This window comes from Phaeobacter sp. HF9A (assembly GCF_011806385.1).
Taxonomy (GTDB): domain Bacteria; phylum Pseudomonadota; class Alphaproteobacteria; order Rhodobacterales; family Rhodobacteraceae; genus Epibacterium.
In genome coordinates this window covers 1-18,111 of sequence record NZ_JAATOX010000012.1, presented here as the reverse complement: position 1 = coordinate 18,111, position 18,111 = coordinate 1, and the positions used below count along the sequence as shown (strand labels likewise).

At 58.5% G+C, this 18,111-nt stretch carries 11 protein-coding genes and 3 pseudogenes; 6 read left to right on the top strand and 8 right to left on the bottom strand.

The features are described 5' to 3' along the window. Window positions 1-4: 4 nt before the first annotated feature. Window positions 5-874, bottom strand: a complete 870-nt coding sequence (locus HCZ87_RS03760; protein ID WP_167642437.1) for a branched-chain amino acid ABC transporter permease — start codon at window positions 872-874, stop codon at window positions 5-7. A gap of 85 nt (window positions 875-959) precedes the next feature. Continuing rightward, window positions 960-2,147 carry an ABC transporter substrate-binding protein gene (locus tag HCZ87_RS03755; RefSeq protein ID WP_167642436.1) on the bottom strand — a complete coding sequence of 396 codons (1,188 nt, stop codon included), beginning with the start codon at window positions 2,145-2,147 and terminating at the stop codon, window positions 960-962. Between the two features lie 230 nt (window positions 2,148-2,377). On the opposite strand from HCZ87_RS03755, the gene HCZ87_RS03750 reads away from it, so the two are divergent. Continuing rightward, the gene (locus HCZ87_RS03750) at window positions 2,378-3,097 is read left to right on the top strand and encodes a GntR family transcriptional regulator (protein WP_167642435.1); all 720 of its coding nucleotides are present in this window, start codon (window positions 2,378-2,380) and stop codon (window positions 3,095-3,097) included. Between the two features lie 126 nt (window positions 3,098-3,223). Here the strand turns inward: HCZ87_RS03750 and HCZ87_RS03745 are convergent, their stop codons facing one another. The 4 genes from HCZ87_RS03745 to HCZ87_RS21260 form a co-directional block, all read right to left on the bottom strand. Next, window positions 3,224-4,435: a fumarylacetoacetate hydrolase family protein gene (locus tag HCZ87_RS03745; protein WP_167642434.1), complete on the bottom strand. Its 1,212-nt coding sequence runs from the start codon at window positions 4,433-4,435 to the stop codon at window positions 3,224-3,226. Window positions 4,436-4,476: 41 nt separating this feature from the next. Continuing rightward, entirely contained in the window at window positions 4,477-5,298 is an 822-nt protein-coding gene (locus tag HCZ87_RS03740; protein WP_167642433.1) for a CPBP family intramembrane glutamic endopeptidase, read from the bottom strand. Beyond that, window positions 5,288-6,052, bottom strand: a complete 765-nt coding sequence (locus tag HCZ87_RS03735; RefSeq protein WP_167642432.1) for a MipA/OmpV family protein — start codon at window positions 6,050-6,052, stop codon at window positions 5,288-5,290. Before HCZ87_RS03735 ends, HCZ87_RS03740 begins: the two co-directional genes overlap by 11 nt. A 135-nt stretch (window positions 6,053-6,187) precedes the next feature. After that, window positions 6,188-7,360: an AraC family transcriptional regulator gene (locus tag HCZ87_RS21260; RefSeq protein WP_167642431.1), complete on the bottom strand. Its 1,173-nt coding sequence runs from the start codon at window positions 7,358-7,360 to the stop codon at window positions 6,188-6,190. A gap of 399 nt (window positions 7,361-7,759) precedes the next feature. Between HCZ87_RS21260 and HCZ87_RS03725 the strand changes: the two genes are divergently transcribed. Together HCZ87_RS03725 and HCZ87_RS21180 are read left to right on the top strand one after the other, a co-directional pair. Next, the gene (locus tag HCZ87_RS03725) at window positions 7,760-8,587 is read left to right on the top strand and encodes a CPBP family intramembrane glutamic endopeptidase (protein ID WP_167642430.1); all 828 of its coding nucleotides are present in this window, start codon (window positions 7,760-7,762) and stop codon (window positions 8,585-8,587) included. Between the two features lie 104 nt (window positions 8,588-8,691). Then, the gene (locus tag HCZ87_RS21180) at window positions 8,692-8,826 is read left to right on the top strand and encodes a hypothetical protein (protein WP_303048831.1); all 135 of its coding nucleotides are present in this window, start codon (window positions 8,692-8,694) and stop codon (window positions 8,824-8,826) included. 8 nt (window positions 8,827-8,834) lie between these two features. On the opposite strand, the gene HCZ87_RS03720 is transcribed toward HCZ87_RS21180, so the two are convergent. Next, the gene (locus HCZ87_RS03720) at window positions 8,835-10,298 is read right to left on the bottom strand and encodes an MFS transporter (protein ID WP_167642429.1); all 1,464 of its coding nucleotides are present in this window, start codon (window positions 10,296-10,298) and stop codon (window positions 8,835-8,837) included. 85 nt (window positions 10,299-10,383) lie between these two features. Here HCZ87_RS03720 and HCZ87_RS03715 point away from each other — a divergent pair, with 85 nt between their 5' ends. After that, window positions 10,384-10,956 carry a TetR/AcrR family transcriptional regulator gene (locus tag HCZ87_RS03715; RefSeq protein ID WP_167642428.1) on the top strand — a complete coding sequence of 191 codons (573 nt, stop codon included), beginning with the start codon at window positions 10,384-10,386 and terminating at the stop codon, window positions 10,954-10,956. A 341-nt stretch (window positions 10,957-11,297) separates the two neighbouring features. Here the strand turns inward: HCZ87_RS03715 and HCZ87_RS03710 are convergent. Then, a pseudogene (locus HCZ87_RS03710) lies at window positions 11,298-11,435 on the bottom strand (integrase core domain-containing protein); the annotation flags it as partial. Between the two features lie 39 nt (window positions 11,436-11,474). Here HCZ87_RS03710 and HCZ87_RS03705 point away from each other — a divergent pair. Together HCZ87_RS03705 and HCZ87_RS03700 are read left to right on the top strand one after the other, a co-directional pair. Further along, window positions 11,475-12,143: pseudogene (locus tag HCZ87_RS03705) on the top strand (IS3 family transposase); the annotation flags it as partial. A 629-nt stretch (window positions 12,144-12,772) separates the two neighbouring features. Continuing rightward, window positions 12,773-18,111, top strand: a pseudogene (locus HCZ87_RS03700) (calcium-binding protein); the annotation flags it as partial.

Below are 18,111 nucleotides of genomic sequence, written 5' to 3'. Positions count from 1 at the left end.
GCGCTCAACCCCACGGCTTGCCCATCAGGCCCTGAGGCCGGATGGCGAGGAAAATCATCAGCGAGATGAAGATCAGCAGATAGGTGATGTCGCCGTATTGGGACAGCACCGCGAGGCCGATCGCCTCCATGAAGCCAAGGATGATCCCGCCCCAGATGGCGCCGGAAATCACCCCCGCGCCGCCGATCATCACCATCATGAAGGCCTTGATCGAGGTCGGCCCGCCCATGCCGAGGTTGACGCCGGTGATGGTGACCAAAAGACCACCGACCAGCCCGGCCAGCATCGCGCCAAGGGCAAAACCGATCATCGAATAGCGGTCAACATTCACGCCCATCAGCTGGGCGGCGGTGCGATCCTGCGCCAGGGCACGCAGGGCGCGGCCCGTCTTGGTGTATTGCATCAGGCCGATGAAGGCGACGATCGACAGGATCGCCAGACCGCAGATCAGGATGCGGTCATAGGGCATGATCAGTCGGAAATCATAGTTAAAAACCCCATTCACGATCTTTGGCACACCGCGTTGTTTCTCGCCAAAGATGATCAGGATCAGCGCATCCAGAAAGAAGGCGATCCCGGCGGCCAGAAGCATGGTGCTTTCTTCGCGGGCGGATCCCTTGATCACCGGCGCAAAGAGGAATTTTTCAATCAGCGCCCCCAGGATCGCCAGGGTGACGCAGGACATCACAAGCGCCACGACAAATGGCAGGCCCAACTGGCCGTAGACTGTATAGGTGACAAAGCCACCGATGACATACATCTGCCCGTGCGCGAAATTCAGGACGTTCATCAGCGCAAAAATCAGGGTCAGACCAAGCGCGATCATCGCGTATTGGGACCCCAGATAGACGCCATTCGCCAGTATCTGTTCCATGGAGTTTTCCTTGTTGGAAAAGCCCCCGGGCCCTTTCACAGGCCCAGGGAGGTTCTGCTCAGTTCAAAGCAGTCGGGGACGTTTCTTAGTCAACTTCGGCGACGAACAGCGTCTCGAAGGCGCCATCCTTGTAGACATTCACCACCAGCGGCACCGCAACCTGACGTTTCTGGCCAAAGGAGGACATGCCGACATAGCGCAGTTTGGCATCGCCGTTCATATAGGGGTTGGGCGCTTCAAAGCTGTCCATGGTGGTCTTGAAGGCATCCACGTCGGAGATCGCGGCGGGATCGGCCTTCAGCGTCTCCAGGATGTACTCCAGCGCGTAAACCTTGGTGTTGGACTCATCGTTATATTCGCCAAACATGTCGGTATACCGCTGCACGAATTCGTTCATCATCGGCGAGGCCAGCTCGGGTGTGGAAGCGCCACCGACCGAGATAAAGCCATTCGCCAGATCACCGGCGCCTTCGGCCAGAACGCCAGCGTCCTGCGCGGTCTCGGTGGAGATGATGCCCTCAAAGCCCAGCTCGCGTGCCGAGCGGATCAGCTGGGGCGCGTTTGCCGGCGACACGCCGGACAGAACCAGCAGGTCGGGGCGCGTGCGCATGACCGGCGTCAGCACCGGGGTGAAATCCGTGGTATCGACCTGATAAGTGACATTGGCAGAAACAACATCCAGACCCAGCGCCTCGGCAGCGGCCACGCCACCGTCACGCTGGCTCAGCGGATCGGATTCATTGGCGGCAATAAAGGCAACGCTTTTGACGCCCTTTTCATCCATCAGATATTTGTAGATCGCCGGGCCGGACTGATAGTTGGCGACCATGCCGAGAACCGCGTTTGATGCGGGCGGCTCATAGAGAGATTTCGGGAAGGCATAGGGGAAATACATGATCCCGTTGGCTTCGGCGACCGGGCGCACGGCTGCTGCGCCGTCATCGACGTTCGGGCCGACCACATAGTGGATGCCTTCCTGCGCCATTTTCTCCATGCCCGCGATCGCGCGCTTGGGGTCTTTCTGGTCGTCAAAGGAAACGATCTCGATATCATAGGTGGTGTCGCCGATGGTGACGCCGCCGGTCTCGTTGATCCAGGCCGCGCGGGTTTCCATCGAACGCTGGTTGGAAATCCCCCAGGCCGCCGCCGGGCCACTGGTGACGCCGACAAAACCGATCTTCAGAACCGGATTTTCCGCGACAGCGGCGCTGGTGCCCAGTGCCGTCAGCGTTACGGCTGTCAGGGCCGCCTTCATAAGTGTTCTTCGTTGCATGTCTCAACTCCCGTTGGATTCGATTTCGGCGCGTTTCGCGCTATTTTTGGCCGGCAGTGAGGTGGAGACTCCGTTCATGCCGCGCCTTCAGCGAAGTATTGTTAACAATCTTTGTCAACACTTTTGACAATCTGATCGACAAATTCTGAGATTTGCCCTTACATTGATCGAAGTTTAGGCGTTTACCGCCAACCAACGTTGTAAAACCCGTTAGTCTTGAAGGTGATCTTGTGCCCTCCGATCCGCAGCAAAACAGCCTAACCACATCGAGCTCCAAAGCGGGGCCGGATGAGAGTTTTATTGTTGAGCGCATCTATAAGGCCGTGATGGAGCAGCGCTTGGCGCCCAATACCAAACTGAGTGAAGCGCGCCTTTGCGAGACCTTCGGGGTCGGGCGTATGCGAATCCGCCGGGTGCTGCTGTTGCTGTCCAGTCAGGGAATCATCAAGCTGGAGTCCAATCGCGGCGCCTATGTCGCCTGCCCCGACCAATCCGAGGCGAACGAGGTTTTCGCCGCCAGAATGTTGATCGAGCCGCCGCTGGTGCGCCAATTGGCGCAAAGCGCCGAGGACCTGGACCTGACGGTTCTGGTCGATCACATCGCGCTTGAGGACACGGCGCGACGCAACAAAGAGCGCACGGAAATCATTCGCCTGTCAGGTGAATTTCACACCAAACTGGCCGAGGCGACGGGGAATAAGTTCATCTTCCGCATGATGCGGGAACTGGTCACGCGCACGTCGCTGATCGTTGGTCTTTTTGGATCGTCCGAGAACGCCAGCTGCCCGGATGATGAGCACAGCAACATTCTCCAGGCGATCCAGTCGCAAGACCCGGAACAGGCAGAGCGGTTGCTGATCTCGCATCTTGAACACATCCAAAGCGGGCTCGACATGAACGCGCGACCGGATCCACAGGATGATCTGGCCGCAATTCTGGGGTCGGGCTAAGCGCAACGCAGCATCCCGCCCCCCGCCCGACCAGCCCGCTGCCCGATGCTGATCGGGGTACGACATACAGGCGGCCAACTCGCTACGGTTGGCGCAGCAAACACAAGCAATAGGTTGAACCTGTTCTCATCCTGTCGTGCCCTTTTCCTTTATCTGCGTCTTGATCGTTCCGAGGCGGGTCGCGCGATGGACCACTGTATCGCCGGGCTGCAACATAGCGCCCTCGCGGAGCCCGCTTTGGATGAAGTTTTCCAGGATGTAGCGATAGGGTGAGCGGCCGGAAAAGGCCCCGCCCAGCAGCAGATAGCTTCCAACATTGGCCAGAATGGTTCGTCGGCTCGGGCGGCGCAGCAGCACGCCCTCGGGGGTTCCAGAGAGAAGCACCTGGCCCTTGCGGATGACGCGGCCCGGTATCAACGGGATTGCGCTGCCTTGATGGACCCAGTCATCGGCACCAGCGCGCTGCAACGTGAAATCCGCCATCTGCCCAAAGTCCAGCTGCATGTCCGCGCCGCTGGCAAATTGCATCGGCTGTCCGTTCAATTCCGTCGCGATGTACTCCTCTTTGACGAAGCTGCGCCAGTCGCGCGGGATGACCAACACCGGACCAGTGGGGAAGGCCCCCGGCAAACTCTTGGCATCGGTGAAGCCGATCCCGCTGAACGTCTTCTCTCCCTCTGGCATCCCGCGGAGTAGGGCAGCGCGATCTGTGAAATCGCCGCATAGGAAAATCGCCTTGCGGGCGGCCTCGAAATCGCCAAGCACGGCAATATCGCGATCAAAGCGCATACAGAGCTCGACCTCGTAATCCAGGAGAACCGCCTGACTGTCCACGGCAAGTTCAGTCATGGCGGCGGAGGGCCGTGTCAGGCGCGGAAAGGCAAAGGGTGCCTCGTTTTCCACCTCCTTGCCGTGGCTCTGGAAGTTCGTTCCGAAGGCCACATGCGCCTCCCCCTCGGCAACCGGAAGGAGGCTGTCTATCGGGAAAAAATCGCTTGCCCCTTGTGAGGCCATCTGGACGAGGTCCGCCCAGCCCAGAATATCGACGGCGTCAAAGGCATCATGGCTTCCCGGGGGAAGATGCGGGGACAGGTCGATGGCGAAAACATTGTCGAGTCCGATCTCGGTGACAAGCAACAGACGCCTTTGGGCTTGTGCATCCGAATTGCCCGACGTGAAGGCAAAGGTCAGCGCGTCTTCAGGGTCCGCAAGCGTCTGATCGACCAGCCGCGGCGCCTCCTGCCGCGGGAAATTCCAATCCGGCAAGGCCAACAGGCTCAGAACGGCGGCATAGGTGGCTGCCAGAAGAATAGCGGCGGTCATCAATAATTTTCGCATTTCGGGTCTCCATGCGATCAAGTTTAGGTTTCAGAGTGAAATCAAAGAGGGCCGCCCAGAACGACCAGGAGCACGGCTGCGATCAGGACGAGACCTTCAAAGCCGTGGATCAGCAGCGCGGGCCAGATCGAGCGCGTGTATTGCGCCGGCCAGCTATACGCGACGCAGGACAGGATGACCGTGGGCCAGACAGCGGCCTTGTGCGCGTGATAGAGCCCAAAGGCCACGGCATTGACGGCCCAGGCCCGGCGACCGAAGGTCTGCACCATCCTGGGCAGCAGAATCCCGTGAAAGAAGAGCGCCTCTCCCAGACCATAGTTGAAGACACTCGACACGAGGGCGATCCAAAGCAGGCTCCAGTTGCCTTTGTTCGCCGCGGTGGCGAGAGCGGTGATGTCTGCGTAAGATGGCACCAGCCATTCCGGCAACCGCGCGGCAAGCACCGCATCAAGCCATCCAAAGGCGCTATCAACGGCAAGAACACAGAGAACACCGACAGGAACCAACCTCCAGAGGATAGCCCAATTGGCCCGTTTTGTGCCGTGCAAAGATGGCGCGCGCAGCCAAAGACCGCGCCGGAGTGCGTCGAGGGTCCACCCCTGCCCCTCCCAGGCGAGCACCCCGATGGAGACCACGGTTTGCCAGGCCATGCCCGCGATGATGGTCTTCCAGAAGATCAGCCCAGGGTCCGCATCGGGAAGGCGCGCAATGAGATAGGGGGCAAGACCGAGGGACAATCCCGCCATCGGCAAGGTGACCAGAAGCCAAAGCCCCAGCAGGCCCGCCGCCGACCATTGTGGGAGCTGCGCGGAGCCATCCTCTGTCCTGCGCGCCGGTCGCTGATGGGCTGCCTCAGTACTCAAAACGCAACCCGATCATCGCAGAGGTTAGAGTGTCCCGTTTCACGATCAGACTGTCGGTCGCCTGCCTTGGAAGAAAATCGACCGACACCCCCGCGACGAGCGCGAGCCGGTCGGTAAGCTCATAGTTCGACCGGACCCCGATCGACGGCACCACCAGATTCTGAACCGAATATGCGGCGAGCGTGCCGCGCGCCTCGCTTGGGAGGACGCCAAAGCTGTAGGTCGCCAGATTTCCATCCATCCAGGTGGCTCCGGCCTCTAGCGCAATGCCCCACCGCGGCGCGGGGGTGAAGGCGGTTCCAACACTGGCCCGAACCGCTGTCCCCCTGTGAGTGTCGGAAACATCGGTGAGCGCCTCGATGCCGGTCGAAATCCGGCCATAGCGCAGCTCTGCCGCCACCCCGGCCTCCAGGGCGATGTCGCGGTCCAGATGGCCAAGGCCCGGCACCGAAGTGGGGTCGGCAAAGGTTCTAGGAGCCAGCTTGGCGGTGAGGGTGATCTGGTCAGTGCTGACCACATCAAAGCCAAGGCCAGAGGTGCCAATGCTGAAACGGCCCCTCGTATAATCGAAGGCCGGTATCAGGGCATTGTCAGACGCCGCAGCGCCAAAGGGGGAGACTGCCGTCGCCGCATAGAGGCCGATCGAAAAGCCGGACCCCTTGCTCTGTGCGCGCGCCTGGCCAGGGTCCAAACACACAGCAACAAGAAATATCATGGTCAGTTCGCAACAGCGGTCGCGTATATCTCGGTTCATTCCTACCGTCCTTTTGCCTGTTCGCTCGAAGGTGTCGCCGGTCAGGCGCACCAACAGATCCATGACAGAGCGGAAGCCGCTCTGCGTCCGGTCAGGCAGGACAGGACATTTCAACGTTCGGACGGGACGGTTCGGTCAATCGGCGCGGTGCGCCTTTCCCCCTTTGCGCAGCTCGGAGGGAGACATGCCACGGTGCTTGCGTATGGCGGCATTGAAGGTGGACCGGGAGTTGAACCCGACGTCCAGCGCGATCTCGGTGATGCTGCGATCTGTGGTGCGCATCAGTTCTTCTGCCTCGTCGACCCTGAAACCGTTGACAAAATCAAAGAAGCTGACCCCCAGGTGGTCGTTGAGCGTCTGCGAAACATAGTTCGGGCTGGCTCCGACCTGTTCGGCAAGACGGCGCAGCGACAGAGCGGAGTCACGGTGCAGCGCATCTCGCTGCATCAAGAGCGTGATACGCTCCCCCAGTTTCTGCATCCTGTCAGCGCCCAAGGCGGAGCGCGCGTATTTTTCGGTGACCGTGTCCACCGCCGGAACCGCGGTCGCCCGCCGGTCGGGTTCCTGTAGTACGGGACGCTGGCGAATGCCGAAAAACGCCAGCATCGTCACCCAGGTCAGGGTTATCCCAGCGTCGATCCTCTCAGCCCAATCGCCATCTTCCAGGGTCCCGGCGAGCAAGGGCTGCAACGCGGCCTGCACCCAGGCAAGGAAAATGAGGATCATCACCACACGCAGCCACCTGAGCGTGCGGTCTTCGATGGAAGAAAAAAGCGCTCCGACCCGGCGCAAGTTGTCATCAAGAGCGCGCCAGCACGCGACAAGGTAGCCAAAGGTGATCGCGACAAAGGAATACTGCATCGCGATCATGATCATTCCAGCCAGATCCGCCCGCGCGGGGTCCGACACTGGCATGGATGAAATCATGGCCAGCCGCACGTCGCGCGGCAACTGGGCTGCGGCGGCAAAGAGCAAGAGCGCAACCGCCATCGGACCGCCGTACAGCAGAGCGACATGGCGCCGAGAGGGGGCCGTTCCTGTCACTGTCAAAACATATGTATAAATGGCCGGGCCATAGAGAAAAATGACAACGGGTTCGAGGCTACCGATCCAAAGCAGCGCGTCATATGCGTCCCACAGTCCGATCAAGACCGCGACATTGTCGAATGCCGCAATCAGGAGAAACGCGATCAAGCCACTGTTCAGCTGGCGCTGTCCCTGATCCCCAGCCATCACGCTCGCACCGAACAGAGCAATGGCGAATGTCATCGTCACCAATGTTACGGTCGCGATATCCACAGCAATCACGGCAGTCAGCCTTTCTGTATCATTTGATGTGCAAGGCACTCTTGAAATGAATGTCGACACCAAACCGGCCGAGACATGCGGAAAACAAAGTTGCGACTTTCTGCTGCGCCGAGGGCAACTGCCTCTTGGACCGGGGCATGGTGTTTGGACACGCAGTGGCAGGAGACAATCTCATGCCGTCTTTGGCCTTCCAAGACATATCACGCAGCGCAGCGTCGGGCGCATCCTGCCGCATAAAAAATCAAACCGCTACTCTTGATCCGAAAGGGCGGCATTCCGATTTTGCAAAGCGCATATCCATGAAACCTTTTCGACAGATCAAATAGCTTCGCCAAAGTTTAGGGCTGCGCACAGCGATGCTGGCTGATCCCTAGGCAATTTCCGAAAGGCTGGCCATCCATGCCGTCTCTGCTGAAAGCATATCCTGCTGTCCTCTTGACCGTTGTTGCCATGGCTCTCGGGACGGCACCTATCCTGGCCGTTGCCTCCGGCGCCCGGCCATCCGGGATCAGCCAGCTTGGCGCGTTCAGCGCCAGCCTTGCGGCGTTCCTGCTTGTCGCAATGGAAAATGGTTGGGCCGGCGTCCGGGACTTGATGCGCAGGGCACTGATATGGCGCGTCGGCTGGTTCTGGTGGGCCTTTGCCCTGTTCTTTCCGATCTTTCCCGCGGTTGCCTCCCTGTATCTCTATCATGCCCTGGGCGGACCATACCCGGATTGGAGTCACTTGAAACCGATCTGGCAGGTGATCCCGATGATCCTGATCTTGACCCTGCTGGCCGGTTTCGGCGAGGAATTCGGCTGGCGCGGTTTCGCCTTGCCGCGGCTGAAACGCAAGCACACGGCCCTTGGCGCCAGCCTTGTCATTGGGGTGTGCTGGGGCATGTGGCATATTCCCCTGTTCCTCGCCCCCGGCACGGTCCAAAGCCAGTGGCTTCAGGACGGAGGTTGGCTGACCGCTGTCGGCGGCTACACGCTATTTTGCATTGCATGGTCCGTGCAATATACTTGGGTCTTCAATAACACGCGCGGAAGCGTTCTTGTGGCGGCGGTCATGCACGGCGCGGGAAATGCTTGGTTTGGCGGCTACATCGATGTCTATCGGGGCCACTTCGAAGGTATTCTGGTCTTCGCGGCCGTCATGGCTGCGATATCGCTGCTGATCGTGGTGACGAGCGGAGCAGAGAGGCTGTCATCACACGACGACACAATCAACCAAGGTGACTGAGTTCTAGGGTCGGTCCGCCCCGCGATGTTCTGAACCGTGAGGTGGTTCCAGAAAACTGCACAGTCGGCTCAGGTATAGCCCAAACCTATTGAGGGGATACGAAAATGCCGAAGCGCCGGAAGGCCACAGGCCAGTTTGCGGCGAATGTGGCGCTGCTGAGAGATACGGGTTGGTATGTGAATGACAACCGCGTGGAACGGCTATGGCGGCGAGAGGGGCTGAAGCCGCGCATGGCGTGACGGGTATGTTACGTCCTCCGGCGCCAGATACAGAGCGCCGCGCCTAGGACTACGACGGAAGCAACTGCAATCACGCCGACGAAAGCTTCGTCGAAGGCGTCCCGGGCGAGCGACGTGAGGTGCGCGGCAGCGCTGCCGTTCAAGCTCTCGGCAATCAGTAACGCCTGATCGATGCTGTCGGTGACGTTTGCGCTGAGCCCCGCAGGAACGGTCATGGCTCGGGTGTAGAGCGCGGTCATGACGCTGCCGAGAATGGCGATACCGACGGCGCCACCGAGTTCGAACGAAACCTCCTGCACCGAGGCTGCCATGCCAGCTTGATCCTCTGGTGCGGATAGCATGATCACGCTTGACGCGGCCGTCATGGTGGCTCCAACTCCGAAGCCCATGACCGCCAGGACCGAAAGCCAGAGGCTTGTCGGTCCCTGATGTGTCAGCAGGAAAGCCAGCAGCGCAAGGCCCGTCAGCGCCAGCGCCGAGGTCAGCACTCGGACCTCCCCAAGGCGCGGCATCGCAAGGCCCGTCAGCGGGCCGGCTATGAAGGACGCGGCCGAAATCGGCAGGATCAGCAACCCTGCCTCCAGCGGCGACAGGCCGAGGACCAGCTGCAGGCGCTGACTGAAGACCAGCTCGACCCCGATCAGGGCTCCGGCGGCCACCAGGGCCGCAACCACACCAGAGGCAAAGCGCGCATTGCGGAAGAGCGCGAAGTCGATTAGCGGATGCGCGCTCGACCGCTGGCGGCGCACGAAAGCCCATATGGCGACGGCTCCGGCGGCAAGAGCGATGCCCGCGGCTGCGAAGGACGGGTCGCTCTTGGCGACCTCCTTGATCGCGTAGACCAGACCGACCAGCCCGATCATCACCTGGGCCGAGCCCGCAAGATCGAAGGGATGCGACATTTCGGGACGCCGATTGACCAGTATCAGCGCGCCGCCGACAAGGGCTGCAACGATGACTGGCACGTTGATGAGAAAGACCGACCCCCACCAAAACCACTCCAGCAAGAGGCCTCCGACGACCGGCCCCGCGGCCGCACCGCCGGAGGCGACGGCGGACCAGATGCCGATGGCGAAGGCGCGCTCTTTCTCGTCGGTAAAGGTAAGGCGGATCAGCGACAAGGTGGCCGGCATCATCATCGATGCACCCACGGCCAGCAGCGCCCGTGCCGCGATCAACGCCGTGGGCGTCGGGGAAAAAGCTGCGGCCAGCGAGGCGAGACCGAAGACCGCCAGCCCGGCGAGGAACATGCGCTTGTGGCCGACCCGGTCTCCCAAACCGCCCATGCCTGGCAGGAGGCCCGCTACAACCAGCGGATATGCGTTCACGATCCACAGTTTCTCGGAGGCCGTCGCGGCAAGATCCTGTGTGAGGCGTGGCAGTGCGGTATAAAGCACCGTCACGTCGATGACGATCAGGAACAGGGAGCTTGAGACGATCGCCAGCACGAGCCAACGGTTGCGGGGAAGCATCTGGGGTCTCCTTGGAGAGTCGTGTTAGGCTTGCATCACATGGCTGCGCATATAAATACAGTCGTATCGTAATGAAAGAGACAAAATGGCCGGACGTCCCCGCTCTATCGACCGTGACAAAGTTCTTGATGCAGCCGAGGCGCTCGTGATGACCGAAGGCGCTTCAGCGCTCAGTTTCGACGCCGTGGCGAAAGCTGCGGGGATCACTAAGGGTGGCGTGCAATACGCCTTCGGGACGCGCGACAACCTGATCAGATCGATGATCACCCGCTGGGAAGAGGCCTTCGACGCCGACGTGGCCCAGCGAACCGGGCCCGATCCTTCGGCACAGGCGTTGATCCGGGGGCATCTTGCGGCGATGCGAGATGCGGAGGAGGCCGACCATTCCCGCGCAGCCGTCGCCGTGACCGCGCTGTTTCAGCATCCTGACCAACTGGCAGAGACACGCGACTGGTACGCCGCCCGCTTTGGGCGACTTGATCTGTCGAAGCCGGGAGACCGTCGGTTGGCAACGACCTTCCTCGCCGCTGAAGGTGCATTCCTGCTCAAGGCCTTCGGTCTTCTGTCTTTGCCGGATACGCAGTGGAAGGCGCTGTTCGACGACATGTTGTCCGCAACGCCGACGGGTCTGGAAGATGCCGAGCCACAGAACGAGTGAGCGCCAAAAGTAAGCGGCACCCGGCCGCAGTGTCGCAATGCCCGCTCCCGACGATCATGTGCCGGCCAGAAGCCCGGCATAGACGCTGATTGGCCCCCACCTGAGAGGTCCATTTTGAAAGTTAGTGCATGACTGGCCTTTGGTCCATCGGGACGATGGTCTCCGGGGCCGAGGGGCAACCGCAAGCACATGCATTCAGTTGACAACCATCCAGATCGCAACGCCTGCTAGAACGACACCGAACAGACTGACCTGCTCCCCTTGGAGTCCGCTAACTTAGGTTAGCTCTGTTCCGGTCTTGGTCTTCTGGCGTGCCCCCATCGGGTGGTCCGGTTTGATTGTTAGTGCATCGTGGGCCTCTGGTCCATCGGCGCGATGCTTTCTGGAGCAGGCGGACGGTAGCCCAATGCGCTATGCGGCCTGACAGTATTGTAGTGAACTCGCCATTGTTCGATCAGGATTTGGGCTTCCCGCAGGGTGAGCTACTTCCCATCTCTTGGACAGGATCTGGCGTAATTTACGGCTACCGTCGGATTGCCGCTCTGCTGAGAGACGCAGGCTGGCAGGTGAACGATAAACGTGTCGAACGTCTATGGCGGCGAGAGGGGCTAAAGGTTCCAATGAAGCAACCCAAGAAGGGACGGCTCTGGCTCAACGACGGATCATGTGTCCGGCTGCGGCCGGAGTATCGCAATCACGTTTGGTCATACGACTTCGTGCATCACCGGACAGATGATGGCAGGGCGTTCAGGACATTGAACATCCTGGACGAACACAGCCGAGAGTGTCTTGCGATCCGGGTGAAGCGAAAGCTGAACTCGACCGAAGTCATCGACGCGCTGACGGATCTGTTCATATTGCGTGGTGTCCCAGCGTATATCCGATCTGACAACGGCCCAGAGTTCATTGCGGAGGCTGTCAGGGGTTGGATCAAAGCTGTCGGGGCCAAAACTGCGTTCATTGAACCAGGGTCACCTTGGGAGAATGGCTATTGCGAAAGCTTCAACGGGCGAATGCGCGACGAGCTGCTGAACGGGGAAGTTTTCTACTCGCTACGTGAGGCGCAAATTATCATCGAAAGCTGGAGGAAACACTACAATACCAAAAGACCCCACAGTGCTCTGGGCTACCGCCCACCGGCTCCAGAGGCCATCGGCTCGATGGACCAAAGGCCAACCATGCACTAACTTTCAATTTGGACCACTCAAGTGGGGCTGATCAGTCTTCTCGTTTGAGGGTCCCAACTGCTGCATGGCTTCTTTGCGACCAAGTCAGCTACCATGCGGGATTGACGACATGAATCCCCTCAGCCTATTGGAGTGGAAAAGCCTCTGAGCTACCCAAAACTGCAAGGTTACGCGAAGCCAAACAACATACCCAGAGAAAAGGCTTGATTTCACGATTTTGAAGGGCAAAATAGTATTCAAGTTGCGGTAGATCCGTTGGGGGGGACGCCGTATAGGATTGGCGTGAGGTTGAAAGGCCGTATCTACAATGAGAAAAATTATGAACGCCTACACTAAAATGGCAAACTTGGTTATAAACGAACCAGCGAAAAGTTTTATTTTCGTTTGCATGGTTCTTTTCCTTATTGTCATCTGCGCCGCGACCTTCTCAGGCTTCCATAACGTATCATACTTCATACATCTTCTCACGAGAATTCTGATGCTCGGGGTGGCCTTCCCCGTCATTTTGATAGTAGCGTTCAGGAAGCTTTTCTAAATCGGCGCAGGTATTTAAGTTTTTATAGTTAAAAACTGCCGCGGATGCGTTGTGGCTTTTCTTCAATGAATAATTAAGAGAAAGAGTTTCTTAAATGGGACGTGTGAATTTTTCATCCTCAAATAATGGGGATACAATTGTTGATTTTAGTTATTCTAATGGGAGTGGAGCTGGAAGTAGTTTCATTTCTGGAAAGATGGAAGGTTCGGTCACCGCTCTTGGCGAGTTCACACGGAGCATTGGTTCCCCCGCAAACCCGAGGTATAACCCATCCGATAATATCTATTCTGCAGGAGCGGCGCTAGGGCTTGGCGCGGGTGTAGAAGCCAGCGGCTCATATAACGTTGCAACGCACACACTAGAGTTGTCTGTCGGTGGGTACCTTGGAGTGGGAGGTGACCTCACGGTAACAGTTGATTTTTCTGAAGGCATTATCAGTGGTGTATTGGGGACTGAGGTTGAAACAAGTGTAGGTTTTGGGGCTATCGCAGCAGCGCAAATTAGCGTGTTGGGTGAGGGTATGGGCGTTGGTGGTAAAGCAGAGCTTGGCCTGCATTACGACGCCGAAAATGGAGTGTATATTGGCTCACAGGTGGCAGGAGACGCTCAATTTATTACGGCGCGTGTTGAGGCTGACTATCGGTCGGGTGTCGTAATTTCAGAAAATCACTCTAGTGGTGATCAATCAGACACTGGCGATAATTCCGGTAGCGGCGGTAATTCCGGTAACGGCGGTAATTCCGGTAACGGCGGTGGTGGAGGCTACGGTGTCGGTGGTGACTCCTCAGAACCCTCATTGTCGGACGTCGCCGGGGGGAATACAACCCCTTCACCCGGAGGTGGTGGCTACACCTTCGACACGGGCGGGGTGACATTTACCGGTGACAAGACTGGCGCAAATGTGCCTATCATTTTCGATCTTGATGGCAATGGCGTAGAGATTGGCTTCGATCAGAGCGTATTTTTCGACTGGGACGATGATGGTTTCCAGGAACAAACCTCTTGGGCGGGTCCTGACGATGGTTTCCTTGCGCTCGACTTGAACGCAGATGGGACGCGCGGAGCAGGCGATGGTGTCATTGACCAGGCGCGGGAGTTGGCATTTGAGCTGTGGGGCGAAGAAGGCGATACCGACCTCCAAGCCGTGCGGCGGGCATTTGATTATAATGACGATGGTGTTCTGAACGAAGCGGACGATGTTTGGAATGAGCTTCGAATTTGGCAAGACGCAGATCAGGACGGTGAAGCGGATGAAGGCGAGTTAAAGACTCTGGCGGAGTGGGGGATCACCGAGATCAACCTCAATTATGATGGAGAATCCCCACAAACCGCAGAAGACAATGCGGCGATGTATGCCGACGAAAGTGACGATATCCATATCTATGGTAACACTCTGTTTGGGTTGGCCTCTTTTACGCATGATGGATCAGTGCTGGACTTTGGCGTATCGGATGGCGAGGGGGGCAAAGTTGCAACCAGCGCTGTCGGTGATGTGTCTCTCAGCCATAGTACCCTCGGTTGGCGTGAGGATACGGTTAACGGCATCCATACTATTGAGTTTGAGACAGGCGAGACCTTCCGCTATGCGGAAATGGACGGTTCCGGCAGCGCAGACATCAATCTGGTCACAGATGTTCTTGACGGTGCGACTGGAGACAGCAGATCGAACAATCTGGACGCGAATGGCCATTCGCGATCTTTGCAAATATCTGGCGGCGCTGGTGACGATGTAATTCGAGGCGGCAATAATGACGATATGTTGTCAGGAGATGCCGGGACGGACACCATCCGTGGCTATGGTGGCAATGATATCCTGTTTGTGGATGCCGACGACTTCGATGGTGGCAATGTGCAGGGTGATGGCGGGAGAGATACCATCATCGTAACCGGTGATGCGGCAGTTAGTTTCTCGCTTGTCGATCACACAGCTGAGATCGCCTATGGCGGAGGCGGTAACGACAGTCTGAGCGGCGCAGGGTTGTTTGATGACTTGGCGCTCGGCGGTGGCGGTGGCGACGATACACTTCGGGGCGGGGAGAGTAACGACTACATTTCCGGCGACGATGGCGATGACATTCTGGATGGCGGCAACGGCGATGATGTTCTGAGTGGCGGCAGTGGTGCGGACACCCTGAAGGGGAACGCCGATGATGATCTCCTTATGGGAGGAGAAGGCCACGATGTTCTAGATGGTGGCAATGGTGATGATGACCTGATTGGCGGGACCGGTCACGATACGTTGGACGGCGGTAATGGCGATGACATTCTGGATGGCGGCAAAGGGGCCGACCATCTAAATGGTGGCCGTGGCGACGATACCCTGCGTGGGGGCCAGGGTATGGACCATCTGTATTTCTGGCGCGGGGATGATTTGCTCATTGGCGGTGGCGGAGATGACACCTTCTATCTGCAACCGGACGAACAATATGATGGCGACGCCAATTTTGGTTGGTCCGTCGTCCAGGGCGGCATCGGTAGCGATACATTGCAGTTGAGTGTGAATTCTGTTGATCGAATACGGCACATCGGAGGAAACCAGTGGCAATTGGTGAACTACGTGAATGCCTCCAACAAGATCATTGTCGATTTACAGGATATTGAGTTTGTCCGTTTTGCTGACGGTCGGGTTCGAGAGCTGAGCACAGACACGTCGTTGGATACTAGCGATGATTATCAAAGGTCGAGCCCCGACACGTGGATGGGAGACGCGCAAACCTACTACTATGGTGATGGTCGGTATACGACCGGTGCAACCATCGGTGAGGCGATCGTCACTACCAGTGGAGATGGCTGGGCCGGGCAGGACACTCTTCAAGGATATTCCGGTAGTGAAGTTCTTAATGGAGGCAGCGGCTCGGACATTCTTTCTGGCGATAGTGGCCATGACACGCTGAGAGGTGGCAGCGGCTCGGATCAGATTGTTGGTGGTGATGGCAATGATAATATTTATGGCGACACCGGAGCGGACCTCATCAGCGGCGGCAATGATCAGGATACAATCGATGGCGGTTCCGGCTCAGACCGCATTTGGGGCGACAACGGTCATGATAGCCTGAGCGGTGGTGGCGGCGCTGATATGCTCAGTGGCGGCAATCACAACGACACTCTGTTTGGCGAGAGTGGCTATGATACGCTTTACGGTGGCAGCGGCGATGATCTGCTGGACGGCGGCACGGGCGCAGACGGGCTGAGTGGCGGTGAAGGGCAGGATTCTCTCACTGGTGGCGCCGGAGCGGACGAACTGTTCGGCGGCGACGGCAACGATACGTTGTCTGGCGATGATGGATTTGATGTGCTGTACGGAGGGGCTGGCAACGACCTCCTGAATGGTGGTCACGACGACGACTGGCTTTTTGGCGGCGATGGAACCGATACGCTGACAGGCGGCGATGGCCGGGATATTTTGCAAGGTGGCAGCGGCGCGGACGTCCTCAATGGTGGCGGCGGTATTCTTGACGTAGCGAGTTACGAGCAGTCCTCGGCAGCTGTCTCCGTCAATCTTGCCAACGCGACTGCATCTGGAGGAGACGCGCAAGGCGATACGCTGACCGACATTGAAAGTCTGGTCGGATCCGGTCACGCAGATAATCTGACAGGCGGTGCGCTGGACAACACACTCGAAGGTCTCGCCGGAAACGATACGCTGAATGGCGGCGGCGGGCACGACATGCTCATTGGCGGCGATGGAGATGATGAATTCGATGCCGGAGCCGGAAATGACCGCGTTTGGGGCGGTCGTGGCGCAGACGATGTTGATCTCGGCGCTGGTGATGATCAGTTCTTCCACGACGATCTGAGCGATGACGCAGTAGGAGATACTGTGTCGGGCGGTCTTGGCAACGACGAAATTTTCGGCGGGGCGGGGAACGATAGCCTCAAAGGGGATGATGGTAACGATAGCCTCGAAGGCGGCGCGGGATCTGACACGATGAGAGGCGGTCTAAACAGTGACACGCTGCTTGGCGGCAACGGAAATGACGAACTTTGGGGGAATGTGCACAACGATTCCATGCTCGGAGGCGAGGGAGATGATAAACTCTATGGGGGATCGCAGAACGATGCATTGTATGGCGAGGCCGGTCGTGATGTGCTCAACGGTGGAGAGGACGATGATACGCTTTATGGGGGGGCTCATAACGATACCCTTCTTGGTGGTGCAGGCGCGGATTACTTGAATGGTGGCTCTGGTGGTGACGAGGCGGCCTATTGGGACGCGACCAGCGCTGTCATAGTTAATCTTGATGACGCCAGCCAAAACGCTGGCGAAGCGGCTGGGGATACATTTGTTTCGATTGAGCACCTTGCAGGTTCGCTCCACTATGATGACACACTGTTTGGTGATGATGGAAATAACCGGCTTTGGGGTGGTGGTGGTGGTGATCACCTCTATGCTCGTGACGGCGCTGACACACTGCTTGGTGATGACGGGAACGACCGCCTAAATGGAGGGCGTGGCGCCGACCGTCTGGACGGTGGTTCTGGCACTGATAGGGCGCTTTATTGGTACGCATCATCTGGCGTTCGGGCTGATCTCGCCAATGCCTCAAGCAATACCGGCGAGGCGGCGGGGGATACCTATATCTCGATCGAGTATATAGAGGGGTCCAACTACACCGATACGCTGGCCGGCGATGGTGGAAACAACGCCCTGTGGGGGCGGGATGGCGCTGACAGCCTCTATGGGAGAGCCGGAAACGATCTGCTTGGCGGCGGTGATCATAACGACAGCCTCTTTGGTGAGAGCGGAGCCGACACGCTCCGCGGTGCTGCTGGAGATGATTATCTAAGCGGCGGTGCGGGAGCCGACGAGCTGGACGGAGGCAGCGGAACCGACCGCGTGCGCTATGATGATTCCGATGCCGCCGTGAACCTCGACCTGAACCGGGCAACGCAAATTGGGGGGGCTGCGCAGGGTGACAGGCTGATCAGCATCGAGCAGGTCTTTGCGTCAAACCATGCAGATACCGTAGCTGGCAATGCACAGAACGACAGCATCTGGGGCATGGCAGGCAATGATGCGCTCTATGGCCGTAATGGCAATGATCGGCTGGATGGTGGAACAGGCAACGACACGCTTGAAGGCGGATCTGGTGCGGACCAGTTGATCGGCGGTAGCGGGACAGATCTTGTTTCCTATGAAGGCGCGACATCCGGTGTCGTCGCAGATTTCCTAACCATCTCATCTAATACTGGTGATGCGGAGGGGGACACCTACGCCAGCGTAGAAAACCTCTCTGGATCTGCTCACCGTGATCGCCTTTATGGCAACGACGGCAGCAACAGGCTCTGGGGGCAAAACGGCGACGACGATCTACACGGTCGGGACGGCAACGACAGTCTCTATGGTGGAAACAACAACGACCGCCTAAATGGAGGGCGTGGCGCCGACCGTCTGGACGGTGGTTCTGGCACTGATAGGGCGCTTTATTGGTA